Origin of the sequence: Pseudomonas sp. A1230, assembly GCF_044218825.1 — a bacterium.
GTDB classification, from domain to species: domain Bacteria; phylum Pseudomonadota; class Gammaproteobacteria; order Pseudomonadales; family Pseudomonadaceae; genus Aquipseudomonas; species Aquipseudomonas iridis.
In genome coordinates, this window is sequence record NZ_CP162582.1 from 3981074 (window position 1) to 4005228 (window position 24155).

Consider the following 24155-nt stretch of genomic DNA (forward strand, 5'->3'; position numbering starts at 1 on the left):
CGCGACGACGACCGATATGCAATTGATCTGGCTGCGCAGCGACTTGCGCCAACATGACAACACCGCACTCGCGGCTGCCGCAGCGCGCGGTCCGACTGTTGCCGTGTATCTGCTGAGCCCACAGCAATGGCAAGAACATGACGACGCGCCCTGCAAGGTCGACTTCTGGCTGCGCAATCTGCACGAACTGAGCAAAAGCCTCGGCCAACTGAATATTCCTCTGTTGATCCGTACGGCGACGCATTGGGACCAGGCGCCGGCAGAACTGTGCAAACTCTGTCGCCAACTGAATATCAAGGTCGTGCACGTCAACGAAGAATATGGCTTGAACGAGAGCCGGCGCGATGCGGCCGTGGCCGAGGCATTGCAGGCCGAGGGCATCGAATTTCACAGTTATCTCGATCAATTGCTGTTCAAGCCTGGCACCGTACTGACCAAGACCGGGACTTACTTCCAGGTGTTCAGCCAGTTTCGCAAGGTCTGCTACGAACGCCTGCATCGCTCGATTCCGGCGTTGGTGCCCGCACCCGGCAAACAGTCGGCACTGGATATCGGCAGCGATCCGATTCCTGCATCCGTCACCGGCTTCGCCACGCCAAGCGAAACCTTGCGCGATCTGTGGCCTGCCGGTGAGAAAGAAGCCAGGCGCCGCCTCGATACCTTCGCCGACGCCCAAATCGATTACTACAAAAGCGAACGCGACTTCCCGGCCAAGCCCGGCACCAGTCAGCTGTCTGCGTACCTGGCCGCTGGCGTGGTTTCGCCACGCCAATGCCTTCACGCCGCCCTGCAAAGCAATCAGGGTGAATTCGAAAGCGGCAAAGTCGGCGCTATTACCTGGATCAATGAGCTGTTGTGGCGCGAATTCTATAAACACATTCTGGTCGGCTATCCACGGGTCTCGCGCCATCGCGCCTTCCGTCCGGAAACCGAAGCGCTGGCCTGGCGCGACGCTCCCGACGAACTCGCGGCGTGGAAAGAGGCGCGTACCGGACTGCCGATCATCGATGCGGCGATGCGCCAATTGCTCGAAACCGGCTGGATGCACAATCGCCTGCGCATGGTCGTGGCGATGTTCCTGACCAAAAACCTGCTGATCGACTGGCGCGAAGGCGAGCGGTTTTTCATGCGTCATTTGATCGATGGTGATCTGGCGGCGAACAACGGCGGCTGGCAATGGAGCTCGTCGACCGGCACCGATTCGGCGCCGTACTTCCGCATTTTCAACCCGTTGAGCCAATCGGAAAAATTCGACAGCGAGGGCCTGTTCATCAAGCACTGGCTGCCAGAACTCGCCGACCTCGACAAAAAACAGGTGCATGACCCGGCCAGTGCCGGTGGCTTGTTCGGCGTGGCGGATTATCCGAAGCCGATCGTCAACCTCAGTGCATCGCGGGAGCGGGCGCTGACTGCGTTCAAGAACCTGCCCTCCCGCCAACCAGCCGGGGTCGATCATGAGTGAATTCCTGCGCAGCTTCGCCCGGCAATTTTCAGCGCTGAACAAAGACAACCTGCAACGTCTGGGCGAGTTGTACAGCGATGACATTCACTTCACCGACCCGTTGCATGAAGTTCAGGGGCTGGCGCAGCTACGCGATTACTTCGGTGAGCTATACGCCAACGTCAGCGAGTTGCGTTTCGATTTTCACGGCTACGACCAGATTGGCGAGGGTGAAGGCTACCTGCGCTGGGTCATGAGTTATCGCCACCCGCGCTTGGCCAGTGGTCGGGAGATCCGCGTCGGCGGCTGCTCGCACTTGCTGTGGCGCGACAAGGTTTATCGTCACCGGGATTATTTCGATGCCGGGGCGTTGCTGTATGAGCACTTGCCAATATTGGGCCGGGTGATCGCCTGGCTGAAAAGGAGAATGGGATGAGTCGTACACCTCCACGGCGTTATTGGTTGACGGGTGCCAGCAGTGGCATTGGCGCAGCATTGGCAGAGAGCATCCTCGCCACCGGCGCGCACCTGGCCGTCAGTTCGCGCCAGGTCGCCGCGCTCAAAGTGTTGTCGCAACGCTATCCGGGACAAGTGCTGGTGGTGCCGGGCGATCTGACCAATAGCCAGACCGTGCGTGAAATCGGTGAGCAGATCGCTGAGGACTGGGGGTCGCTGGACACAGTGATCCTCAATGCCGGCACCTGTGAATATGTCGATGCCCGGCAATTCGATTCTTCCATCGTCGAGCACGTGGTACGCACCAATCTGCTCGCCAGCGCCTACTGCATCGAAGCCGCCCTGCCGCTACTGCGCAAAGGCACCGCGCCGCATCTGGTGGGGATGGCGAGTTCGGTCACTTACCTGCCGTTGCCACGGGCAGAAGCGTACGGCGCGTCAAAGGCCGGGCTGCGCTATCTGTTCGAGTCGTTGCGCATCGACCTGGCGGATGAGGGCATCGAAGTCACGGTCATCAGCCCCGGTTTTGTCGAAACACCGCTGACCGCCAGGAACGATTTCCCGATGCCGCTCAGTTGGCCTGTGGATAAAGCTGCGCGGCATATCTTCGCCAAGCTCAAGGATCGACCACTGGAGATCGCTTTCCCGGCGCTGTTCATGGCCGCGCTGTGGCCCTTGTCGAAACTGCCAACGGGTCTGCAACTGGCAATCGGTAAACGCATGGTGCGCAAACCGCCACCGCAGCGAGATCCAGTATGAAAATTGCCATTATCGGCAGCGGTATCGCAGGACTCACCTGCGCCCACCTGCTCAATCGCCGACATGACGTCACGGTGTTCGAGGCCGGCGACTGGGTCGGTGGCCACACGCACACGGTGCAGGTCAGCGTCGAAGGTCGCCAATATGACGTGGACACTGGTTTCATCGTGTTCAATGACTGGACCTACCCGAATTTCATCCGCCTGCTCGGCCAGCTCGGCGTGAGCTTCAAACCGACCGAAATGAGCTTCTCGGTCAACGATCCGGACAGTGGCCTGGAATACAACGGCAACAACCTCAACAGCCTGTTTGCCCAGCGGCGCAATCTGCTGTCGCCGGGATTCTGGGGCATGCTGCGCGACATTCTGCGATTCAATAAAGAAGCCCAGCGCGACCTCAACGAGCTGCGCATCGACGCCGACATGACCCTGGATGACTACCTCAAGGCCGGCGGCTATGGCGAGCGTTTCATCCTGCATTACATCGTGCCGATGGGTGCCGCGATCTGGTCGATGCCGATGGCCGAGATGCTCAATTTTCCGCTGCAATTCTTTGTGCGCTTCTTCAAGAATCATGGCTTGTTGTCAGTCAGTGACCGGCCACAATGGCAAGTGATCGAGGGCGGTTCCAGCGCTTACATCGCGCCACTGACCGCCGCGTTCAAGGACAGGATTCGCCTCAATTGTCCGGTGAAGCGAGTAGACCGCGACGAACACGGCGTGGTTATCCACAGCCCGGCGGGGATCGAGCACTTCGACAAAGTGGTGTTCGCCTGTCACAGCGATCAGGCCCTGCAAATACTGGCCAGCCCGAGCGAGGCCGAACGCGCGATCCTCGGTGCCCTGCCCTACGCCGACAACGAAGTGGTGTTGCACACCGACACGCAACTGTTGCCCACGCGCAAACTGGCATGGGCCAGCTGGAACTATCGCCTGAGCGGTGCTGGCCATACTCACGCGGCCGTCACTTACGACATGAACATTCTCCAGGGCATCGAAAGCGATACCACGTTCTGTGTCAGCCTCAACCAGAGCGCCGGCATCAACCCAAACAAAGTGCTGGCCCGCTTCACTTATGCCCATCCGCAGTTCAGCCTCGCGGCGGTGGCGGCGCAGAACCGCTGGGCCGAACTGGATGGCGTCCAGCACACGCACTACTGCGGCGCTTATTGGGCCAACGGTTTTCATGAGGACGGTGTGGTCAGCGCACTGCGCGTGGCGGCCGCGTTCGGGGAAACCCTATGAACAGCGCCCTCTACAGCGGCTGGATCGGCCATCGGCGCTTCTCCCCGCGCCGGCACGAATTTCGTTACCGGATCGGTTTGCTGTACCTCGATCTGACAGAACAGGACGCGTTGTTCGGCCTGTCGGCACTGGCCAGCCGCAGTCGCTTTGCGCCGTTTTCATTTCGCGAGACCGACTACCTAAAGGCCTTCACCGGCACCGGCATGCGCTTGATCGACGCCGTGCGCCAGCAGGTCGGCATCGCCATAGGCCATGAACCGCAAGGGTCGGTGTGCCTGCTCACGCAACCGCGCAGCTGGGGGCTGGCGTTCAATCCGGTGAGTTTCTTTTATTGCCATGAGGCCGACGGGCAACTGGCGGCGATTGTCTGCGAAGTCACCAACACACCGTGGCGCGAGCGCTATCACTATGTGTTGCCAGCGCGCGCGCCAATCGATCCGCAGAGCGCTCATCAGCATTTCGCGGTAGCCAAGGCCTTTCATGTTTCACCGTTTCTGCCGCGCGATCTCGAATACCGCATGAGCTTCAGCCCCGCCGCACAAACCCTCGGCGTACACATGGCCGACTGGCAGGGCGAGCACAAACTGTTCGACGCCACGCTCAACCTGCAACGCGAAACGCTCGACCGTCAGAGCCTGCACCGCTACTTGCGACGCTTCCCGTGGATGACCGCAAAAACCGCTCTGGCGATCTATTGGCAAGCCGTACGACTGCTGTTCAAACGCGCTCCGATCTTTTCTCATCAGGCTGCTGACGGCAGCTTTCAAACCGCCACCGTGCCTACCAAGGAACACCGCCATGAAATCCTCTAGTCTGTCGGTCAGTCGGCTCAGTGCCAACGGCTTGACCGGTTCGCTGCTGCGTCGTGGCGTGCTACGGCAAATGGCCCGGCTCAAACACGGTCAGCTTGTGGTGGTCGAGGATGGCGAACGGATGCTGTTCGGCGCACCCGGCAGTGCCTTGGTGGGCGAGATCCACATACTCGACTCCGCCGCCTGGGGCATGGTCGCCAGCAACGGCTCGATCGGCGCAGGCGAAGCGTTTATCCACGGCTATTGGAGCTCGCCGGACTTGACCGCCGTGGTGCGAGTGTTCGTCAGCAACCTCGAAGTTCTCGATGCGATGGAAGGAGGGCTGGCTCGTGTCGGCCGACCACTGGTGCAAGGCTTGCACTGGCTCAATCGCAACACGCGCAAAGGCTCCCAGAAAAACATTGCCGCGCACTACGACCTCGGCAACGAGCTGTTCGAACAGTTTCTCGACCCGACCATGATGTATTCGGCGGCGCAGTTTCTGACCCCCGAAGACAACCTGGAACAGGCGCAACTGAACAAACTGGAGCGCATCTGCCAGAAACTCGCGCTCAAACCCAGCGATCACCTGCTGGAAATCGGCACCGGCTGGGGCAGCATGGCGCTTTACGCGGCGCAAAATTACGGCTGTCGCGTGACCACCACCACGTTGTCGAAAGAGCAGTACGCGTTTACCGCAAAACGCATCGAACAACTGGGCCTGCAGGATCAAGTGACGTTGTTGCTCAAGGATTACCGTGACCTCACCGGCGAGTACGACAAACTGGTGTCGATCGAGATGATCGAAGCGGTCGGCCACCGCTTCCTGCCGACCTACTTCAAGCAATGCGCGCAGTTGCTCAAGAGCAACGGCCTGATGCTGCTACAGGCGATCACTATCCGCGAGCAGCGTTATGAGAAAGCCAAGCGCGGCGTGGACTTCATCCAGCGCTACATCTTCCCCGGCGGCGCCCTGCCCTGCGTGCAGAAGATGCTCGAAATCGTTGGCCGTGACACTGACATGAACCTGCTGCACATGGAAGATTTCGGCTTGCACTACGCCAAAACCCTGCGCCTGTGGCACGAGAATTTTCGCCGCGCCCACGGCCGCTTGAGCGAACTGGGCTACGACGATTACTTCCTCAGGTTGTGGGAGTTTTACCTGTGCTACTGCGAGGGTGGCTTCCTGGAGCGCACCATCGGCACCGCGCAATTGTTGCTGGCCAAACCGGCCGCCATGCCCGCGCCGCTGCTCGGACGCTTCGATGCTTAAGCAGATCGCAAATGCCGCGCTGTTCCAGATCGGCTGGCTGGCCTGCGTGCTCGGAGGCAACAGTTTGTGGCTGTTGCTGGCGCTGGCGGTGCTGGTGATTCATCTGCTCTGGATCAGCAGCTGGGCAGCGGAGGGACGTTTGATCCTCAGCGTGGTGATTGTCGGTACGGCGGTGGACAGCGTTTTGCGCAGCCTCGGTGTGTTCGCGTTCGAGGATTCGTCACCGCTGATTCCGTTGTGGCTGATGCTGCTATGGGCGTTGCTGGCGACCACGCTGCGCCACTGTCTGCAATGGACCGCCCGGCCATGGTGGCTGGCCAGCGTGCTGGGGGCCGTCGGTGGTGCGCTGTCGTATTACGGCGGTGGGCGCCTGGCCGGCGTGCAATTTCCCTACGGCGAGCTCGCCAGCCTGATCGGCATCGGCCTGCTCTGGGCGTTGCTGTTCCCGCTGCTGCACCTGATGGCTCGACGCTTGGCTCATTGAGCGTCTGTCAGAGCGTTCACACACGCAGCATCCACTGCCTTACACTGCCGCCCATGAAGACCATTCCCCACCAACAAATCGCCGAACCGGCGGTCACCTGTTCGACCTGCGCAGCCTGCTGCTGCCAGCTCGAAGTGATGCTGATCACCGACACCGGCGTGCCTGATCGTTTTATCGATACCGATGAGTGGGGCGGCGAAGTGATGCTGCGTCTGGACGACGGCTGGTGTGCGGCGCTGGATCGCGACACGATGATGTGCACGATCTATGAGAAGCGTCCGCTGATCTGTCGCGAGTTCGAAATGGGCGCACCGGAGTGCATCGAAGAACGCCGTGGCATTGCCACGGTATATCGCTGATCTTTCAACGAGCCTGTGCGATGAACCGCCATCGCTCAGCCACCTGTTTCAGGTCGATGACCGCTGGTGGCAAATGAACCAGGCAATAACCTGCTGCCCTGCAGGTCAATCAGTTCCTACGCGTGTTGCCGTCATTTCCTGCCACCCCTGTCTGCGTTTCTGATCTCATTCAGTATCTCCAGTCGATATCGTTCACGTCCTCGTTCGAGGGTGCTGATTGCGTCAAGACCCACCGCAAAATAACGCCGATATTCGACGGCGTTATCTCGGTATCAGTTTGAGCAGGCTGGTCGATTGCTTGCCCGTCTGGTGCGAAACGATCGACAGCAGAATCGCTCCCAACACGTCAATCGGCAGGATGCCGAAACACCGAGCCTCGCAAGCGCCGAGGGCAATTTTTCAAGGATGAAGAAATATGGCAGCAAAACCACCTCGCGGTGGCAAAACCCACGTAGAGGCCGATGTCCACGTCAGCCCCAACCGGCAATCACAAGGGGACTCAACCGATCCTGACGGGGTGAATCAGAACGGCTTCGATCCCTTGACGTTCAAAGTGGACTCGGCAACGCGGCCCAACTCCGTGAATGAGATCGACCTTGATGCAATTCTGCCGGCTGCGGTTGTCACGGTGCAGCAGACTTCAATGGCAACTCAAATCCGTCCCTCCACGCAGCCGCTGTTGGCGCACTACCTGATCGATGCGCAGATAAAACTGCCGCATGCCGACAGTGATGGCTTCAGGGTGTACAACAAACGTCAGTATGTGGATTTGTCCGACGGCGGCATCGTTCTTGTCGCACTCGACGCCAAAACTGGCGTGTACCGAGCCCGACGCGCAAACGAATTGCAGCCGTCCGGCCCTGAGCTGCAGCGTAATCCCGATACCGGCCTCTGGCATGCGCGCAATGACGCTGCGCAAGACACCGCACCACTGACTGAAACCCGTCTGCAGGCGTTTCGCACCGAACTGGATTTCAGCTCGGCCGAAGCCGATAGCGACGGTCTGTATCGCCACGACGGCAAGCGCTACGCAGTAATCTTCAATCACGCGTATCAGGCACTGCTTGATCTTGATGCGTCCACACCCTCGAATAAGGTGTGGCGCATTGTTAAACCCACTGATCCCGTTGCCAGCGATAGTGCCAACATCTACCGCGCCAGCCGAAGCGGCGAGAGCCTGGCCATTACTCGCAACGAGGACAACGCCTGGATTTCTATCTTCGTGGGGTTGAGGGGAGGCATGCGGCGCAATGAGCCCGGGCCGGCCAACCCGGGCAATTTGCACCGGCCCTGGCTCGACACCACGCCAGGCCCCTCAGGCAGGCAACCCCCGGCCGTTGTCGGCACCACGCGAGCGCAGGTCAAACGCTATTTTCCCGAAGCGACTGATCAACACGCCGATGACTTCATCGCGCGATTTGGTGATTCGGTGCAGGCAGAAGCAGAGCTGGAGCGGCTTCGGCTTGGGCTGCCTGGACTGGTTCGCGAACTCAGCGCCTGGGTAGCGGCTTATAGAGGGGCTGATAACGACGAGCTCATCAGACGCTTTGCAATCAGTGAAACGTTGCATCGACTGTACAAGTGGCAAGGCGACGCTGCGGAAAAAGTCTATCGCGATGGGCAACTGATTGGCTTCAAGCTTGAATTGGACCTGGGCAGTCGCGCCAATCTACAGCCGCCGATTCTTTCCACTCGAGTCGACTCAATTGTTTCTCTGGGGCTGAAGGGAACTGCCGTGCAGAAACTGGATGCACTGTTTTCGGCGTTTTCTCATGTTGAAGCACTCGAAGTCCGGAACCTGGCGGGCGAAGGCAAAGAACTGTTTGGCGCAATGAACCGGCTCACCGAGCTGAAAGTACTGGAGCTTCATCAATGCACGCTCCCGTGGACAAATGAATTTACGAGCTTCTCTGGATTGCCCCGCCTGCGCGAGCTGACCCTGATGGAATGCAGTGTCCACCATACTATTTCGGTGCGCGGCCTGACCGAGTTGCAGGTATTGAGAATCCGCCACACCAACATGCAGTTTTCACCGAGGGGACTCACCGAGAGACCCGGTCCGTCACGCCTGCAAGTGCTTGATCTGAGCAATAACGTGTATTTGGAAGAGCTGCCTGACTTTACCAATATGTCCTATTTGCGCGAGTTGGATCTGTCATTCAACACACTGAGCGGACGCCTTGCTGGATTAAACGCGAATGTCTGGCGGGCGCGGCTTGAGGTATTGAGATGCGAAAATACTCAACTGACGGGCGGCGTTTCGCTCAATGGCATGACAGGCTTGCGGGAGTTGAATCTGACAGGCACTGGAATCACTCAACTACCGACCGAACTGGGTACGCCGGACGGTCCGATGCGCCTCGAAATATTGAAGCTCGCCAGAAACAACCTCGATGATGCCCCTTCGCTAAGAGGCATGAGAGCCTTGCGAGAATTGGATCTGGCACATACCGGCATCACCCAGTTGCCTGCCGAGATTGGCCCGCAGAACGGTCCACTGCATTTGGAGATATTGAATCTGAGTGCCAATCCGCTATTTGTTGCGCCGTCGTTCAGAGGAATGACCGCGTTACGGGAAGTGGATCTTCACTCTACGCATATCGACAGTATTCCGGATGGAGTCACGTCCGAGATTCCAAAAACAGCGTTGAATCTTGCCGACAACTTCATCTCATCGATTCCCGAATCCCTGGAGCTCAGGAAGGGCATCAATCTGGCGGGAAATCCGCTTTTCGATGCAGCTTTCCAACGGCGTTTTATTGCAGCGCGCCGCCAGACAGGCACCGATATCTGGCTCGGAAATATAGATCCCGACAAAACGGCGCACCTGTGGTTACAGAGCGTGCCGCCAGCACTCACACGCGAAAGACTGGATCTTTGGGCCACCTTGCAGGCAGACACCATCGCGGACATTCGTCGACTGAGTATGACGCCGGAGTTCAGGATCGAACGTGCACTGTTGCAGCGCCGCGTCTGGGCGTTTCTTGAGAGATTCAGGAGGGGGCAGCCGGATGAACGGATTCAGTTGAGCACGATTATGAGGACTGAACCCAGTCCAGGAAAAATGCTGGACAGGCTGGAAGACGCTTTAAGGAAATTTGACCCGACGTGGCAAAACCAGCCTGCGCATCACTTGCCCAAACGGCCGGGGTTTGACTGAACGGTGTGTTGAGGTAAAAAAAACTAACGGTGTCCGGGCTAGTTCGCAGAAGCGCTGTGTCAGTCAACATTGATGTCAACTGACACAGCGCAAACTCGGGCAAGCCCGGCGCACGGTGCGCTTACAGCGGCATCGTGTAATGCAGCGCGTAGCTTTCTACACCATCGTTGTCGCTGGACAGGCCGGCGTTGGAATAGTGCGTGGCACGAATCCCGATCTCATGCCCGCCATTGAAGCGCACGCCAGCACCGATACGGTCTTCGAACTGGAACGAACCGCCGATATTGTTCGACTCATATTTGGTGTTGGAAAACGCTGCAACACCAATCCCCGCCTCGATGTACGGCTTCACCGACTCACCGGCAAATTCGTAAACAAACACTGGCGAGAACGACAGGCTGTTGTTGCTGGAGGTCTTGTCACCCTCCCAATAGGTGTAAGCACCGCTCCAGTAACCGGTCAGGCGACCGACGTCGCTCTGCAGCCAGCTCTTGTCCCAGTCGAAATTCATGCCCAGGCGATACGTCATGGTCGAATCGCTGGTAGCGCCAACGGCGAATTCAACGCCGGCAGCCTGTGCGGTAATACTTTGCCCCATCAATGCGGCCGCAATCGCGGCCAAGCAGAATAGTCGCTTCACTTTGAAACTTCCCTTTACGGAACGATCGTTCGGTTTTCTGGATAACTCATCGCTATAGAAGCCAGCGCTTGATCAGAAGTTCAGCTGATTTTCAGTTATTTCACATTTTTTTTACAAACTGAATTTTTGCACGTCGAACGCGGTTTGCCCCAGCAGGGGCAGGGTTTGGCTGAAATGCTTCGCGTCACCACTGGTCCAGAATCTGACTGGTTGGTCAGGCCCTGCGGCGAGCAGATCGCGTTCGGCCAAAAGGCGCTGGAGTTGTCGCGCTACAGCGGCACCGGTATCGATCAGGCTGATGGTCTCGGGGATCATCGACGCGAGCATCGGCTTGAGGAAGGGGTAGTGCGTGCAGCCGAGAATAATCGTGTCGCAACCGCTGGCCAGCAGCGGATCGACATACCCCTGCAGCAACGTGCGCAACTCGGCACTGTGCAGATCGCCGCTTTCAATCAATTCAACCAGACCGGGGCACGGTTGGGTGATGACGCGTACATCGGTGGCGAAGCGGTCGAGCAAGGCTGCGAACTTGGCACTCTGCAAGGTGCCAGTGGTGGCAAGCACACCGACCACGCCGCTGCGGGTAGCGGCGGCGGCCGGTTTGACCGCAGGCTCCATGCCGACAATCGGCCAGTCGGGAAAGTCGCGGCGCAGATCGGCAACAGCCGCCACGGTGGCGGTATTGCAGGCAACCACCAACGCCTTGGCGCCCTGCTCGCGGAAAAAACCGGCCATCACATTGCAACGCTGACGGATGAATTCCGGGGTTTTCTCGCCATACGGGATGTGCCCGCAATCGGCGAAGTACAGCAGCGACTCATTGGGCAACAAGCGCTGAATTTCAGCCAGTACCGACAAACCGCCGACACCGGAATCGAACACGCCGATCGGCGCCTCACGCATGCTGCGATCCACAGACGCTGCAACCCGGATCACGTTTGACGCGCAATTCACGAAAGCGCGAACCCAACGCATCGATCAGCAGCAAGCGGCCTACCAGCGGTTCACCAAAACCGACCAGCACCTTCAATGCCTCAAGCGCCTGAAGACTGCCGACCAATCCCACCAGGGGCCCGACCACGCCGGCTTCGCTGCAGGTCAGTTCGGCTTCGCTGCCGTGCCCGTATAAACAGTGGTAGCACGGGCTCTCGGCGCGACGCGGGTCGAACACCGACAGTTGCCCTTCGAGGCGAATCGCCGCGCCGCTGACCAACGGTTTGCGCGCAGCCACGCACGCGGCGTTGACGGCTTCGCGTGTGGAAAAATTATCCGAACAATCGAGCACCAGATCCACCGCCGCCACCGCCGCCGCGAGGGAATCCTCGTCCAGCGCCTGACGATGGGCGATCAGTTGAATCTCTGGATTGATCGCACCCAGACGCTTGAGCGCCGAGTCGACCTTGCTCATGCCGACGCTGTCGGTGTCGTGGATGATCTGGCGCTGCAGGTTGGTCAGATCGACCGTGTCGAAGTCCGCCAGATGCAGCTCACCGACACCCGCCGCCGCCAGATACAACGCAACCGGCGCGCCGAGACCACCGAGGCCGACGATCAGGACGCGACTGTCCTTGAGCTTCAACTGGCCGTCGATGTCGATGTGTTGCAGCAGAATCTGCCGGCTGTAGCGCAGCAATTCCTGATCGTTCAGCACGGCAGGCGCCCCAGGCTGATGCGTTGATGGCCGCCCAGATCGGTGCGGCTGTGGACTTCTTCGAAACCGCGACCGAGCAGCAGATCGCGCACGGCTTCGGCTTGATCATAGCCGTGTTCGAGCATCAGCCAGCCACCGGCCTCCAGATGCGTCGGGGCCTGGGCGACGATCAGACGCAGATCGTCGAGCCCGTCCTCACCGGCCACCAATGCACTGGCGGGTTCGAAGCGCACATCGCCTTCGATCAGATGCGGATCGGTCGCGGCAATGTACGGCGGGTTGCTGATGATCAGCTGAAAACGCTGACCTTCAAGAGCACTGAACCAATGACTGCTCAGCACCTTGGCATTGTTCAAATGCAGGCGTTGGCGATTACGCTCGGCCAGCGCCACGGCTTCGAGCACGCGATCCACGGCAGTGACCTGCCACGCTGGACGCTCGCTGGCCAGGGCCAAGGCAATCGCGCCACTGCCAGTGCCGAGGTCGAGGACTTTGGCCGGTGTCGCGGGTAGCAATTGCAGCGCAGCCTCCACCAACAACTCGGTGTCCGGGCGCGGGATCAGCGTGTGCGGTGCGACTTCCAGATCAAGTTTCCAGAAACCCTGCTGGCCGAGGATGTAAGCCACCGGCTCACCTGCGCGGCGGCGTTGCAGGTACTCGGCAAACTTCAGCGCGGCGTCAGTCGGCACGATGCGCTCGGGCCAGGTGTGGAGAAAGCTGCGCGATTTGCCCAGCGCCGCGGCCAGAAGCAATTCGGCGTCCAGACGTGCGGTCGGTGAATCCGGCAGGTCGGCGGCGCGCAACAGGCTGGCAATGATGGTCATTTATTCACCTATCGCCGCGAGTTGGTCAGCCTGGTATTCGGCCAGCAACGGCTCGATAACCGCCTCCACGCCACCGGCGAGAATTTCATCAAGCGAATACAGGGTCAGGTTGACGCGATGGTCGGTCACACGGCCCTGAGCAAAGTTGTAGGTGCGAATCCGCTCGGAACGGTCACCGGAACCGACGAGCAATTTGCGCTCGCTGGCGATGGCATTTGCCGCGGCAGCGGTTTGCTGATCGTTGAGTTTGGCCGACAACCAGGCCATCGCCCGCGCACGGTTCTTGTGCTGCGAACGCTCTTCCTGGCACTCGACAACGGTGCCGGTCGGTATGTGCGTGATGCGGATCGCCGAGTCGGTGGTGTTGACGTGCTGACCACCGGCCCCGGAGGAGCGGAACGTGTCGACGCGCAAATCCGCCGGGTTGATCTCGATCGCTTCACGCTCGTCCGGCTCGGGCAACACCGCCACGGTGCAGGCCGAGGTGTGGATACGGCCCTGGGATTCGGTGGCGGGTACACGCTGTACGCGGTGCGCGCCGGATTCGAATTTCAGCTTGCCGTAAACGTTGTCGCCTTCAATGCGCGCAATGACTTCTTTATAGCCACCGTGTTCGCCTTCGTTTTCCGACAGGATCTCCACACGCCAGCCACGTCGCTCGGCGTAACGCGAGTACATGCGGAACAAATCGCCGGAGAAGATCGCCGCCTCGTCGCCACCGGTGCCGGCGCGAATTTCGAGGAACACGTTGCGCCCGTCGTTGGGATCCTTGGGCAGCAACATGCGTTGCAGATCGCCTTCCAGCGTGATCAGCGACTCTTTGGCTTCGCGGACTTCTTCCACAGCCATTTCACGCATGTCCGGGTCGCTGTCCTTGAGCAGCGCCTGCGCGCCTTCAAGATCGCCTTGTACGCTGAGCAGTTTTTTATAGGCGTGTACGACCGGCTCAAGTTCGGCGTATTCCTTGGAATAGGCGCGGAATTTAGTCTGATCGGAAATGACTTCGGCATCGCCGAGCAGCGCGGTCAATTCCTCGAAACGGTCCTGGAGGATGTCCAGCTTATTGAGCAGTGACGCTTTCATTGCGGTTTTTTATCCGAAAAGCTATCCGGTGAGCCCTCGAGGGCAAAGAGTTCCTGAGCCATGGCCAGCGCATCGAGGCGGCCTTCGGCAGAAAGCTTTTTCAGTTGCACGCTGGGCGCATGCAACAGTTTATTGGTCAGGCCGCGGGCCAGTTGCCCCAGCACATCTTCGGCGTTGCCGCCGTTGGCCAGCAGGCGCAGGGCTTTTTGCAGCTCCTCGTCGCGCAGGCGTTCGCTCTGTTGACGATAGGCCTTGAGCACATCAACCGCTGCCAGTTCGCGCAGGCGCACCATGAAATCGCTGGCGCCGACCGAAACCATTTCTTCGGCCGCTTGTGCTGCGCCCTGACGACTCTTGAGGTTTTCAGCGACCACTTCGTGAAGATCGTCGACGCTATAGAGGTAAACGTCGTCGAGTTCGCCGACTTCCGGCTCGATATCCCGGGGAACGGCAATGTCGACCATGAAGATCGGCTTGTGCTTGCGCAGCTTCAATGCGCTCTCGACCGCACCTTTACCGAGGATCGGCAACTGACTGGCGGTCGAACTGATAACGATATCGCTGCGCACCAGTTCCGCCGGAATGTCCGACAGCAACACCGCGTGGGCGCCGAACTGCTCAGCCAGGAGGCTTGCGCGCTCCAGCGTACGGTTGGCGACAACGATGCGCTTGACCCCCAGCTCATGCAAATGGCGGGCGACCAGGGTGATGGTCTCACCGGCGCCGATCAGCAAAGCCTGACTGCGTTGCAGGTCACTGAAAATCTGTTTCGCCAGACTGACCGCCGCAAACGCCACGGACACCGGGTTTTCACCGATGGCGGTGTCGGTACGCACCTGTTTGGCGGCATTGAAGGTTGCCTGGAACAGACGCCCGAGCAGCGGACCGATGGTGCCAGCCTCGCGGGCCACGGCGTAGGCCGATTTCATCTGGCCAAGAATCTGCGGTTCGCCCAGCACCAGCGAGTCGAGCCCGGAGGCGACGCGCATCATGTGACGAACTGCCGCATCATCTTCATGCACATAAGCACTCGCGCGCAGCTCTTCGAGGCTTAAATGGTGATAGTCGGCGAGCCAGCGCAGCACGATATCCGCCGACAGCTGATCCTGTTCTATATAAAGCTCACTGCGATTGCAGGTGGAGAGGATCGCAGCTTCGCGGCTGTCGGTAAGTCGGCAGAGCTGCTGCAACGCCTCAACCAGCTGCTCAGGGGTAAAGGCCACGCGCTCGCGGACGTCTACTGAAGCAGTCTTGTGGTTGATACCGAGTGCAAGGAAGGCCATTCAAAGTCGCTGATGGTGACGTGAAGCCGGCAATTGTCCACCTTCGTCAGATTCAGAACAACTACCGCAGACTATTGTCCCAATTGTCGGCCCCTATAATGGGCACAATTGAGACTCGGTTATGTTTGGCCGAAGGCTTGTGTCATGATGATCCGACCGCAGGTTAGTCGTCCTCTTCCTATATGAATAGATCCTCCGCGTTGCTCCTCGCTTTTGTCTTCCTCAGCGGCTGCCAGGCCTTGGCCCCCGTGTCGCCGGACGGTACGCCGCCGGTTGAAGACACCACCCCTGCGCCTGAAAAACCCAAGGTTTACAGCTCGTTCAGTGAAGAAACCGTGTTCAGCCTGCTGAGCGCCGAGCTCGCCGGCCAGCGCAATCGTTTCGACATTGCCCTGGACAACTACGTGACTCAGGCCATCAACACCCAGGATCCGGGCGTCTCCGAGCGCGCGTTCCGCATCGCCGAATACCTCGGTGCGGATCAGCCTGCGCTGGATACCGCGTTGATCTGGGCGAAAAACGCGCCGGACGACCTCGAAGCGCAACGCGCCGCCGCCGTGCAACTGGCGCGTGCCGGGCGTTATGACGATTCGATGGTCTATATGGAGAAAGTCCTGCAAGGCAAGGGCGACACCCATTTCGACTTCCTCGCGCTGTCGGCGGCTGATACCGATCAGGAAACCCGTAACGGTCTGATGAAAAGTTTTGACCGCTTGTTGCAGCGTCACCCGAACAACAGTCAGCTGATTTTCGGCAAGGCCCTGCTCCTGCAACAGGATGGCGACAACAAAGCGGCGCTGGCACTGCTCGAAGACAATACGCCAGAGGATGGCGAAATCGCCCCGATTCTGCTGCGCGCCCGTCTGCTCCAGCTGTTGAACCGTGGCGACGAAGCCCTGCCACTGCTGCAAAAAAGCATCAGGAAATATCCGGACGACAAACGTCTGCGCCTGACTTATGCGCGGATGCTGGTTGAGCAGGATCGGATGGACGACGCCAAGGCCGAGTTCTCCAGCCTCGTTCAGCAGTACCCGGAAGACGACGAACTGCGTTATTCGCTGGCGCTGGTATGCCTGGAAGCCAAGGCCTGGGATGAGGCCAAAGGCTATCTGGAAGACCTGATCGCTCGGGAAAGCCATGTCGATTCGGCGCACCTGAACCTGGGGCGCATCGCCGAAGAACGCAACGACCCGCAGGGCGCATTGATCGAGTACGCCCAGGTAGGCCCGGGCAACGACTATCTGCCGGCACAGCTGCGTCAGGCCGATATCCTGATGAACAACGGCAAGACCGCCGAAGCCCAAAGCAAACTGGCGGCCGAACGCGATGAACAACCGGATTACGCGATTCAGCTGTATCTGATCGAGTCGGAAACCCTGTCTGCCAACAAACAGGACGACAAGGCCTGGAAGGTATTGCAACAAGCCTTGCTGCAATACCCCGACGATCTGAATCTGCTGTACACCCGGGCCATGCTCGCGGAAAAACGCAATGACCTGGCGCAGATGGAAAAAGACCTGCGCCTGATCATCAAGCGCGACCCGGACAACGCCATGGCGCTGAACGCTTTGGGCTACACCCTGTCCGATCGCACGACCCGCTACGCTGAAGCCAAGACGCTGATCGAGCAGGCACACCAGATCAATCCGGAAGACCCGGCGGTACTCGACAGCCTCGGCTGGGTGAATTTCCGCCTGGGCAATCTGGACGACGCCGAGAAATATCTGCGCCAAGCGCTGGAGCGTTTCCCTGACCACGAAGTCGCCGCACACCTGGGCGAAGTATTGTGGGTCAAGGGCAACCAGCGTGAAGCCAAACAAGTCTGGGGCAAATTCCTCAAGGATCAGCCCGACAGCACCATTCTGCGCAGCACCATCAAGCGCCTGACCGGATCCGAGACTCTTTAACTCATGTTTTTGCGCCACGTTATTGTTTTCAGCTTTATCGCCCTGCTCGCCGGTTGCGCGGGTTTCGGTGCTCGTGAATCGGTCGAAGGCCACGGCAGTCCGGCCCAATGGGCGGCGAACAAACAACAGCTGACCGGCCTCGACGGCTGGCAGATCGACGGCAAGATCGGCATCCGGGCACCGAAAGATTCCGGTAGCGGCACGCTGTTCTGGCTACAGCGTCAGGACTATTACGACATTCGCCTGTCCGGCCCGCTGGGTCGTGGCGCGGCACGCCTGACCGGGCGTCCGGGCAAAGTTTCGCTGGAAGTCGCCAATCAGGGCCGCTACGAATCGCAATCGCCGGAGACTTTGCTCGAAGAGCAGTTGGGCTGGAAATTGCCGGTGTCGAATCTGGCCTGGTGGGTCCGCGGCCTGCCTGCGCCGAACAGCAAAAGCCGACTGAATCTGGATGCCAACAGCCGCCTGGCCAACCTTGAACAGGATGGCTGGAAAGTCGAATACACCGCTTACACCGAACAAAACGGTTACTGGCTGCCCGAGCGCATCAAGCTGCACGGCACCGACCTCGATGTGACGCTGGTGATCAAGACCTGGCAACCGCGCAAGTTGGGGCAATAACGCATGACCGCTGCACGCCTGACCCTGCCCTCGCCGGCCAAACTCAATCTGATGTTGCACATTCTGGGTCGCCGTGAAGACGGTTATCACGAGTTGCAGACCTTGTTTCAGTTTGTCGATTACGGCGATGAAATCACTTTTGCCGTACGCGATGACGGCGTGATTCAACTGCATACCGAATTTGCCGGCGTGCCGCATGACAGCAATCTGATCGTGCGTGCGGCGAAAATGCTTCAGCAACAGTCCGGCTGTGCGCTGGGCATCGACATCTGGATCGACAAGGTTCTGCCCATGGGCGGCGGCATTGGTGGCGGCAGCTCAAATGCCGCGACGACTTTGCTGGGTCTCAATCATCTGTGGCAACTGGGCTGGGATGAAGATCGGCTTGCGGCACTGGGTTTGTCGCTAGGCGCCGATGTTCCGGTTTTCGTCCGTGGTCACGCGGCGTTTGCCGAGGGCGTGGGCGAGAAACTCACTCCGGTGAACCCTGAAGAACCGTGGTATCTGGTGCTCGTGCCGCAAGTCTCTGTAAGTACGGCAGAAATTTTTTCCGATCCTTTGTTGACACGTAACACGCCGCCCATTAAAGTGCGCCCCGTTCCCGAGGGAAACAGTCGAAATGACTGCTTGCCGGTGGTTGCAAGGCGTTATCCAGAGGTACGTAACGCATTGGATTTGTTAGGTAAATTTACCGAAGCAAAGCTCACCGGAACTGGAAGTTGTGTGTTTGGGGGCTTCCCAAACAAAGCTGAAGCTGATAAAGTCTCGGCCCTTCTGACAGAGACCCTTACAGGGTTTGTAGCGAAAGGAAGCAACATTTCGATGTTGCATCGCAAGCTGCAAAGTCTGCTCTAAAGGAACCAGGTGCTCGGCACTTGATGCAACAGATACAGGGGCGTCGCCAAGCGGTAAGGCAGCAGGTTTTGATCCTGCCATGCGTTGGTTCGAATCCAGCCGCCCCTGCCATTTTCCATACTCATCCAGGTTACCCTCAGCCTCTAGGTACTGCGCGTGTCCAAGATGATGGTCTTTACGGGGAACGCTAACCCCGATCTGGCTCGGCGTGTTGTACGTCAGCTGCATATCCCTCTCGGTGACATCTCTGTCGGCAAATTTTCCGACGGCGAAATTACTGCCGAGATCAATGAAAATGTTCGTGGTAAAGACGTTTTCATTATTCAGCCGACTTGCGCTCCGACCAACGATAACCTGATGGAACTGGTAGTGATGGCTGACGCCTTCCGCCGCTCCTCGGCTACTCGTATCACTGCTGTTATTCCTTATTTTGGTTATGCCCGTCAGGATCGCCGTCCGCGTTCCGCACGTGTGGCTATCAGCGCGAAAGTCGTCGCTGACATGCTTACCGTAGTCGGCATCGACCGTGTTCTCACGGTTGATCTGCATGCTGACCAGATTCAGGGTTTCTTCGATATTCCGGTAGATAACATCTACGGCTCCCCGGTTCTGGTGGATGACATTGAAGATCAGCGCTTCGAAAACCTGATGATCGTTTCCCCTGACATTGGTGGCGTCGTGCGTGCACGTGCTGTTGCCAAGTCGCTGGGTGTTGATCTCGGGATCATCGACAAACGCCGTGAGAAAGCCAATCACTCTGAAGTGATGCATATCATCGGTGATGTCGAAGGGCGTACCTGTATTCTGGTCGATGACATGGTCGATACCGCCGGCACTCTGTGCCACGCGGCCAAGGCCCTGAAAGAGCATGGCGCAGCCAAGGTCTTTGCCTACTGCACACACCCTGTGCTGTCGGGTCGGGCCATCGAGAATATCGAAAATTCCGTGCTGGACGAGCTGGTGGTGACTAACACCATCCCGCTGTCCGCTGCAGCACAAGCCTGTGCACGTATCCGTCAACTGGATATTGCACCGGTAGTTGCCGAAGCGGTTCGCCGCATCAGCAATGAAGAATCGATCAGCGCGATGTTCCGCTAAGGGCCCTGCCCTTCTCGAAATGTCTCGTTGACGAAAAGCGCCCCGCCCCGGCATTCCTGTCGGGGCGGGGCTTTTTTGCCCATACCGTGTTAGGCGCTGGTCGCAAACGCCGCTCGGTCATGGCTATTTTGGAGATACAAAATGAACGATTTTACTCTGAATGCTGAAGTGCGTTCCGACCTGGGGAAAGGTGCGAGCCGCCGCCTGCGTCGTCTCGCCGCTCTGGTTCCAGCTGTTGTTTACGGTGGCGAAAAAGCCCCTGAATCCATCAGCATGCTGGCCAAAGAAGTTGCCAAACTGCTTGAAAACGACGCGGCTTACAGCCACATCATCGAGCTGAACGTTGGTGGCACCAAGCAGAACGTCATCATCAAAGCTCTGCAACGTCACCCGTCGAAAGGCCACGTTCTGCACGCTGACTTCGTACGCGTTGTAGCAGGTCAGAAACTGACCGCTATCGTGCCTGTGCACTTTGTTGGTGAAGAAGCTCCAGTGAAGAAAGGCGGCGAAATCTCGCACGTTACTTCGGAAATCGAAGTGACCTGCCTGCCGAAAGATCTGCCTGAGTTCATCGAAGTCGACCTGTCGAAAGCAGAAATCGGCACCATCATTCACCTGTCGGACCTCAAAGCTCCTAAAGGTGTTGAGTTCGTTGCTCTGGCACACGGCGATGACAAGGCTGTTGCCAACGTCCACGCTCCACGTGTTGCTCCAGAAGCTACCGAAGAAGGCGCAGCAGAGTAATTCACTCTGTGACGCCGGAGTGATCAAGTAACATCGCGGACTGGAACGTAGCGAGAAAGCGGGCGAGAACGCGGAGTTTACATCTATGGTAAATGAGCTTTTTTCGTCCACTTTCGCCGCTCTCCCTGATTGCGGCGATGTTATCCACCACTCCAAGGAAGGGCCCCTATCGTGACTGCCATCAAACTGATCGTTGGCCTGGGAAATCCAGGCGCTGAATACGAACAGACCCGGCATAACGCAGGGGCCCTTTTTGTTGAGCGCATCGCCGCCGCACAAGGTGTGAACCTTGTCGCCGATCGCAAATATTTCGGCCTGACCGGGCGCTACTCGCATCAGGGTCAGGATGTTCGTCTGCTGATTCCCACCACCTACATGAACCGCAGCGGCCAGGCCGTGGCGGCACTCGCCGGTTTTTTCCGCATCAAGCCTGAAGAAATCCTGGTGGCGCACGACGAACTCGACCTGCCTCCGGGCGTCGCCAAGCTCAAGCAGGGCGGCGGCCATGGCGGTCACAACGGGTTACGCGACATCATCGCGCAACTGGGCAATCAGAATACTTTCTACCGTCTGCGGCTTGGCATCGGCCACCCGGGCGTCGCCAGTATGGTTTCAAATTTCGTCCTGGGTCGTGCGCCACGCGCCGAACAGGAAAAACTCGATGCCAGCATCGACTTTGCCCTCGGCGTGCTGCCGGATATCCTCGCCGGAGAATGGAACCGTGCGATGAAAAACCTGCACAGCCAGAAGGCCTGACTCTTATCCGAGGGGAAACACCATGGGATTCAATTGCGGCATCGTCGGCCTGCCTAACGTCGGCAAGTCCACCCTGTTCAACGCGCTGACCAAATCCGGCATCGCGGCCGAGAACTTCCCCTTCTGCACGATCGAGCCGAACAGCGGCATCGTGCCGATGCCCGATGCACGTCTGGACGCACTGGCGGCCATCGTCAATCCCAAGCGCATCCTGCCGACCACCATGGAATTCGTCGACATCGCTGGCCTGGTTGCCGGCGCCTCGAAAGGTGAAGGCCTGGGCAACAAGTTCCTCGCCAACATTCGCGAAACCGACGCCATCGCTCACGTGGTGCGCTGCTTCGAAGACGAAAACGTGATCCACGTTTCCAACAGCGTCGACCCGAAACGCGACATCGAAATCATCGACCTGGAACTGATCTTCGCCGACCTCGACAGCTGCGAGAAGCAACTGCAGAAAGTCGCGCGCAATGCCAAGGGCGGTGACAAGGACGCGGTCGTTCAGAAGGCTCTGCTGGAGCAACTGATCGCTCACTTCACCGAAGCCAAGCCTGCGCGCAGCCTGATGAAGTCCATGAGCGCTGACGAAAAAGCAGTGATCAAAGGCTTCCACCTGCTGACCACCAAGCCGGTCATGTACATCGCCAACGTCGCTGAAGACGGTTTCGAGAACAACCCGCACCTGGACGTTGTCCGCGCCATCGCCGAAGAAGAAGGCGCCATCGTTGTTCCGGTCTGCAACAAGATCGAAGCAGAGATCGCCGAGCTCGAAGACGGTGAAGAGAAGGACATGTTCCTCGAGGCCCTGGGCCTGGAAGAGCCTGGCCTGAACCGCGTCATTCGCGCCGGTTACGAAATGCTGCACTTGCAGACCTACTTCACCGCCGGCGTCGAAGAAGTCCGCGCCTGGACCGTCAAAGTCGGTGCCACTGCACCTCAGGCTGCTGGCGTGATCCACACCGACTTCGAAAAAGGCTTCATCCGCGCCGAAGTGATCGCCTACAACGACTTCATCCAGTACAAGGGCGAAGCCGGCACCAAAGAGGCCGGTAAATGGCGTCTGGAAGGCAAGGACTACATCGTCAAAGACGGCGACGTGATGCACTTCCGCTTCAACGTATAAAATCTGCACCCATGAAAAAGCCGCGTTTGATACGCGGCTTTTTTGTGTCTGAAATTTATGGCCCAACACATTCCTGCAATGGGTAATGCGTAAATCAGGGCTTTTTGGTGCGCGGCAAGAAAATCGCCAACACCCCAAACAACGGCAAGAATGAGCACAGGAAGTACACGTATTCAATCCCGTGCACATCCGCCAGATGCCCAAGCAACGCAGCGCCAATCCCGCCAAAACCGAACATCAGACCGAAAAAGATCCCGGCAATCATCCCGACATTCCCCGGTACCAACTCTTGCGCGTACACCACAATCGCCGAGAACGCCGAAGCGAGGATAAAGCCGATTATCACGCTGAGCACACTGGTCCAGAACAGATCGACGTGAGGCATCAGCAGCGTAAACGGTGCCACTCCAAGAATCGAAAACCAGATCACAGCCTTACGCCCGATCTTGTCGCCAATCGGCCCGCCGAAGAACGTGCCCGCCGCCACCGCACCAAGGAACAGGAACAGGTGCAACTGCGAGCTGGCCACCGACAGGTCGAACTTCTCGATCAGGTAGAACGTGAAATAGCTGGTTAGGCTGGCCATGTAGAAGTACTTGGAGAACACCAGCAGGCCGAGTACCACCAGCGCACTGGTCACCCTGCCCTTTGACAGCCCGTGAGTCGCCGCCTGGCCCGCCTTGAGTTTGAAAAGGTTCAAGTGATGGGCGTACCAGCGACTGATGCGGTACAGCACGAACAGCGCAAACACCGCGAACAAACCGAACCACGCGACATTGCCCTGACCGAACGGAATGATGATTGCTGCCGCCAGCAGTGGACCGAACGCGGAACCGGCGTTACCGCCGACCTGAAAGGTCGATTGCGCCAGACCAAAGCGCCCACCCGAGGCCAGTCGCGCGATCCGCGACGCCTCGGGGTGAAAGGTCGAGGAGCCGATGCCGATAAGCGCCGCCGCCAGCAGAATCATTGGAAAACTGCCGACTACCGACATCATCACGATGCCGATCAGCGTACAAATTGAGCCCGCCGGCAACAGCCATGGTTTCGGGTGCCGATCAGTGTGATACCCGACCCACGGCTGCAACAGCGAAGCGGTCAGCTGGAAGGTCAGTGTGATCAGCCCGATCTGGGTGAAGGTCAGTCCGTAGCTGGCCTTCAGCATTGGGTAGATCGACGGCAAAACCGACTGGATCAAGTCATTGATCAGATGCGCCAGTGCCACTGCGCCGATGATGCGCATCACCAGTGGGCTGCTTTGGGGTGGAGCGGACGCCGAAACAGTGGCGGTCGGAGCGTTGCTGATAGCCATGGAAATTTCCGGACAGCAGATGGGTGCACGCAGGCAGGTGCGTCAATGTGCCATTTTTCGGTGCGCCAAGGCTATCCCCTTAGCCAGCTAACTAACTGACTGTTCGTCATTGACCAGGTGATAGCGCAACGCCATGGTCTGAATCTTGCCTTGCTTCTTGGCTTGAACGCGGTCGCCTTACAAAGGTGATCGACAATGGGAAGTTTCGCTACAAAGTTTGCCCACAGAGCGAACAAGAGTGAACTTTCGAGGCCTTTTAGCAGGGCACAACATCAACGTCGACCGACCGCG

General features: G+C 58.7%; 23 protein-coding genes and 1 tRNA gene. 17 read left to right on the forward strand and 7 right to left on the reverse strand.

What is annotated here, in order from left to right:
- Positions 1 to 16 precede the first annotated feature (16 nt).
- From phrB to AB4P97_RS18680, 9 genes are all read left to right on the forward strand, one after another.
- Positions 17 to 1462: a deoxyribodipyrimidine photo-lyase gene (gene phrB, locus AB4P97_RS18640; protein WP_395601450.1), complete on the forward strand. Its 1446-nt coding sequence runs from the start codon at positions 17 to 19 to the stop codon at positions 1460 to 1462.
- Complete coding sequence (locus AB4P97_RS18645) at positions 1455 to 1877, forward strand: nuclear transport factor 2 family protein (protein ID WP_042561040.1); 423 nt, start codon at positions 1455 to 1457, stop codon at positions 1875 to 1877. Before phrB ends, AB4P97_RS18645 begins: the two co-directional genes overlap by 8 nt.
- Entirely contained in the window at positions 1874 to 2656 is a 783-nt protein-coding gene (locus AB4P97_RS18650; protein ID WP_042561041.1) for an SDR family oxidoreductase, read from the forward strand. The genes AB4P97_RS18645 and AB4P97_RS18650 overlap by 4 nt, the downstream gene beginning before the upstream one ends.
- A complete protein-coding gene (locus tag AB4P97_RS18655) occupies positions 2653 to 3900 on the forward strand; it encodes an NAD(P)/FAD-dependent oxidoreductase (RefSeq protein ID WP_047303142.1) in 1248 nt (415 codons plus the stop codon). Before AB4P97_RS18650 ends, AB4P97_RS18655 begins: the two co-directional genes overlap by 4 nt.
- Positions 3897 to 4712: a DUF1365 domain-containing protein gene (locus tag AB4P97_RS18660; RefSeq protein ID WP_042561043.1), complete on the forward strand. Its 816-nt coding sequence runs from the start codon at positions 3897 to 3899 to the stop codon at positions 4710 to 4712. Before AB4P97_RS18655 ends, AB4P97_RS18660 begins: the two co-directional genes overlap by 4 nt.
- Positions 4699 to 5964 carry a class I SAM-dependent methyltransferase gene (locus tag AB4P97_RS18665; protein ID WP_395601451.1) on the forward strand — a complete coding sequence of 422 codons (1266 nt, stop codon included), beginning with the start codon at positions 4699 to 4701 and terminating at the stop codon, positions 5962 to 5964. Before AB4P97_RS18660 ends, AB4P97_RS18665 begins: the two co-directional genes overlap by 14 nt.
- The gene (locus tag AB4P97_RS18670) at positions 5957 to 6448 is read left to right on the forward strand and encodes a DUF2878 domain-containing protein (RefSeq protein ID WP_261736011.1); all 492 of its coding nucleotides are present in this window, start codon (positions 5957 to 5959) and stop codon (positions 6446 to 6448) included. Before AB4P97_RS18665 ends, AB4P97_RS18670 begins: the two co-directional genes overlap by 8 nt.
- A gap of 53 nt (positions 6449 to 6501) precedes the next feature.
- Entirely contained in the window at positions 6502 to 6807 is a 306-nt protein-coding gene (locus AB4P97_RS18675; RefSeq protein ID WP_042561046.1) for a YkgJ family cysteine cluster protein, read from the forward strand.
- 415 nt (positions 6808 to 7222) lie between these two features.
- Positions 7223 to 9967 (forward strand): hypothetical protein, encoded by a 2745-nt coding sequence (locus AB4P97_RS18680; protein ID WP_395601452.1) that lies wholly within the window; start codon positions 7223 to 7225, stop codon positions 9965 to 9967.
- Between the two features lie 121 nt (positions 9968 to 10088).
- Here the strand turns inward: AB4P97_RS18680 and AB4P97_RS18685 are convergent, their stop codons facing one another.
- From AB4P97_RS18685 to hemA, 6 genes are all read right to left on the reverse strand, one after another.
- On the reverse strand, positions 10089 to 10607 hold the full coding sequence (locus AB4P97_RS18685; protein WP_042561048.1) for an acyloxyacyl hydrolase: 519 nt from the start codon (positions 10605 to 10607) through the stop codon (positions 10089 to 10091).
- 111 nt (positions 10608 to 10718) lie between these two features.
- Positions 10719 to 11510 (reverse strand): glutamate racemase, encoded by a 792-nt coding sequence (gene murI, locus AB4P97_RS18690; protein ID WP_047303150.1) that lies wholly within the window; start codon positions 11508 to 11510, stop codon positions 10719 to 10721.
- Entirely contained in the window at positions 11503 to 12258 is a 756-nt protein-coding gene (locus tag AB4P97_RS18695) for a molybdopterin-synthase adenylyltransferase MoeB (RefSeq protein ID WP_042561050.1), read from the reverse strand. Before AB4P97_RS18695 ends, murI begins: the two co-directional genes overlap by 8 nt.
- Complete coding sequence (gene prmC / locus AB4P97_RS18700) at positions 12252 to 13082, reverse strand: peptide chain release factor N(5)-glutamine methyltransferase (RefSeq protein ID WP_047303151.1); 831 nt, start codon at positions 13080 to 13082, stop codon at positions 12252 to 12254. The genes AB4P97_RS18695 and prmC overlap by 7 nt, the downstream gene beginning before the upstream one ends.
- Entirely contained in the window at positions 13083 to 14165 is a 1083-nt protein-coding gene (gene prfA, locus AB4P97_RS18705) for a peptide chain release factor 1 (RefSeq protein ID WP_395601453.1), read from the reverse strand.
- On the reverse strand, positions 14162 to 15448 hold the full coding sequence (hemA, locus tag AB4P97_RS18710) for a glutamyl-tRNA reductase (protein WP_042561053.1): 1287 nt from the start codon (positions 15446 to 15448) through the stop codon (positions 14162 to 14164). The genes prfA and hemA overlap by 4 nt, the downstream gene beginning before the upstream one ends.
- Before the next feature lie 182 nt (positions 15449 to 15630).
- Here hemA and AB4P97_RS18715 point away from each other — a divergent pair, with 182 nt between their 5' ends.
- From AB4P97_RS18715 to ychF, 8 genes are all read left to right on the forward strand, one after another.
- Complete coding sequence (locus AB4P97_RS18715; protein ID WP_115148149.1) at positions 15631 to 17355, forward strand: tetratricopeptide repeat protein; 1725 nt, start codon at positions 15631 to 15633, stop codon at positions 17353 to 17355.
- A gap of 3 nt (positions 17356 to 17358) precedes the next feature.
- On the forward strand, positions 17359 to 17976 hold the full coding sequence (gene lolB, locus AB4P97_RS18720; RefSeq protein ID WP_042561055.1) for a lipoprotein insertase outer membrane protein LolB: 618 nt from the start codon (positions 17359 to 17361) through the stop codon (positions 17974 to 17976).
- A gap of 3 nt (positions 17977 to 17979) precedes the next feature.
- Positions 17980 to 18831, forward strand: a complete 852-nt coding sequence (gene ispE, locus AB4P97_RS18725; RefSeq protein WP_042561056.1) for a 4-(cytidine 5'-diphospho)-2-C-methyl-D-erythritol kinase — start codon at positions 17980 to 17982, stop codon at positions 18829 to 18831.
- A 36-nt stretch (positions 18832 to 18867) separates the two neighbouring features.
- Positions 18868 to 18942 (forward strand) — tRNA-Gln (locus AB4P97_RS18730).
- Between the two features lie 45 nt (positions 18943 to 18987).
- Positions 18988 to 19929: a ribose-phosphate pyrophosphokinase gene (locus tag AB4P97_RS18735; protein WP_003171603.1), complete on the forward strand. Its 942-nt coding sequence runs from the start codon at positions 18988 to 18990 to the stop codon at positions 19927 to 19929.
- Positions 19930 to 20070: 141 nt separating this feature from the next.
- Positions 20071 to 20673, forward strand: coding sequence for a 50S ribosomal protein L25/general stress protein Ctc (locus AB4P97_RS18740; RefSeq protein WP_042561057.1), 603 nt, complete (start codon positions 20071 to 20073; stop codon positions 20671 to 20673).
- 171 nt (positions 20674 to 20844) lie between these two features.
- A complete protein-coding gene (gene pth / locus AB4P97_RS18745) occupies positions 20845 to 21429 on the forward strand; it encodes an aminoacyl-tRNA hydrolase (protein WP_003228164.1) in 585 nt (194 codons plus the stop codon).
- A gap of 22 nt (positions 21430 to 21451) precedes the next feature.
- Entirely contained in the window at positions 21452 to 22552 is a 1101-nt protein-coding gene (ychF, locus tag AB4P97_RS18750; protein WP_150592616.1) for a redox-regulated ATPase YchF, read from the forward strand.
- Between the two features lie 94 nt (positions 22553 to 22646).
- On the opposite strand, the gene AB4P97_RS18755 is transcribed toward ychF, so the two are convergent.
- Positions 22647 to 23864 carry an MFS transporter gene (locus AB4P97_RS18755; protein WP_042561060.1) on the reverse strand — a complete coding sequence of 406 codons (1218 nt, stop codon included), beginning with the start codon at positions 23862 to 23864 and terminating at the stop codon, positions 22647 to 22649.
- Between the last annotated feature and the right edge of the window lie 291 nt (positions 23865 to 24155).

What these genes read in the sequence shown, in the direction of transcription:
- AB4P97_RS18665 (WP_395601451.1), top strand. Translation starts at nt 4,699, where the DNA reads ATGAAATCCTCTAGTCTGTCGGTCAGTCGGCTCAGTGCCAACGGCTTG.
- AB4P97_RS18675 (WP_042561046.1), top strand. Translation starts at nt 6,502, where the DNA reads ATGAAGACCATTCCCCACCAACAAATCGCCGAACCGGCGGTCACCTGT.
- AB4P97_RS18680 (WP_395601452.1), top strand. Translation starts at nt 7,223, where the DNA reads ATGGCAGCAAAACCACCTCGCGGTGGCAAAACCCACGTAGAGGCCGAT.
- AB4P97_RS18715 (WP_115148149.1), top strand. Translation starts at nt 15,631, where the DNA reads ATGAATAGATCCTCCGCGTTGCTCCTCGCTTTTGTCTTCCTCAGCGGC.
- AB4P97_RS18755 (WP_042561060.1), bottom strand. Translation starts at nt 23,864, where the DNA reads ATGGCTATCAGCAACGCTCCGACCGCCACTGTTTCGGCGTCCGCTCCA.
- hemA (WP_042561053.1), bottom strand. Translation starts at nt 15,448, where the DNA reads ATGGCCTTCCTTGCACTCGGTATCAACCACAAGACTGCTTCAGTAGAC.
- AB4P97_RS18740 (WP_042561057.1), top strand. Translation starts at nt 20,071, where the DNA reads ATGAACGATTTTACTCTGAATGCTGAAGTGCGTTCCGACCTGGGGAAA.
- murI (WP_047303150.1), bottom strand. Translation starts at nt 11,510, where the DNA reads ATGCGTGAGGCGCCGATCGGCGTGTTCGATTCCGGTGTCGGCGGTTTG.
- prfA (WP_395601453.1), bottom strand. Translation starts at nt 14,165, where the DNA reads ATGAAAGCGTCACTGCTCAATAAGCTGGACATCCTCCAGGACCGTTTC.
- prmC (WP_047303151.1), bottom strand. Translation starts at nt 13,082, where the DNA reads ATGACCATCATTGCCAGCCTGTTGCGCGCCGCCGACCTGCCGGATTCA.
- ispE (WP_042561056.1), top strand. Translation starts at nt 17,980, where the DNA reads ATGACCGCTGCACGCCTGACCCTGCCCTCGCCGGCCAAACTCAATCTG.
- AB4P97_RS18645 (WP_042561040.1), top strand. Translation starts at nt 1,455, where the DNA reads ATGAGTGAATTCCTGCGCAGCTTCGCCCGGCAATTTTCAGCGCTGAAC.
- lolB (WP_042561055.1), top strand. Translation starts at nt 17,359, where the DNA reads ATGTTTTTGCGCCACGTTATTGTTTTCAGCTTTATCGCCCTGCTCGCC.
- AB4P97_RS18650 (WP_042561041.1), top strand. Translation starts at nt 1,874, where the DNA reads ATGAGTCGTACACCTCCACGGCGTTATTGGTTGACGGGTGCCAGCAGT.
- ychF (WP_150592616.1), top strand. Translation starts at nt 21,452, where the DNA reads ATGGGATTCAATTGCGGCATCGTCGGCCTGCCTAACGTCGGCAAGTCC.
- AB4P97_RS18670 (WP_261736011.1), top strand. Translation starts at nt 5,957, where the DNA reads ATGCTTAAGCAGATCGCAAATGCCGCGCTGTTCCAGATCGGCTGGCTG.
- phrB (WP_395601450.1), top strand. Translation starts at nt 17, where the DNA reads ATGCAATTGATCTGGCTGCGCAGCGACTTGCGCCAACATGACAACACC.
- AB4P97_RS18655 (WP_047303142.1), top strand. Translation starts at nt 2,653, where the DNA reads ATGAAAATTGCCATTATCGGCAGCGGTATCGCAGGACTCACCTGCGCC.
- AB4P97_RS18660 (WP_042561043.1), top strand. Translation starts at nt 3,897, where the DNA reads ATGAACAGCGCCCTCTACAGCGGCTGGATCGGCCATCGGCGCTTCTCC.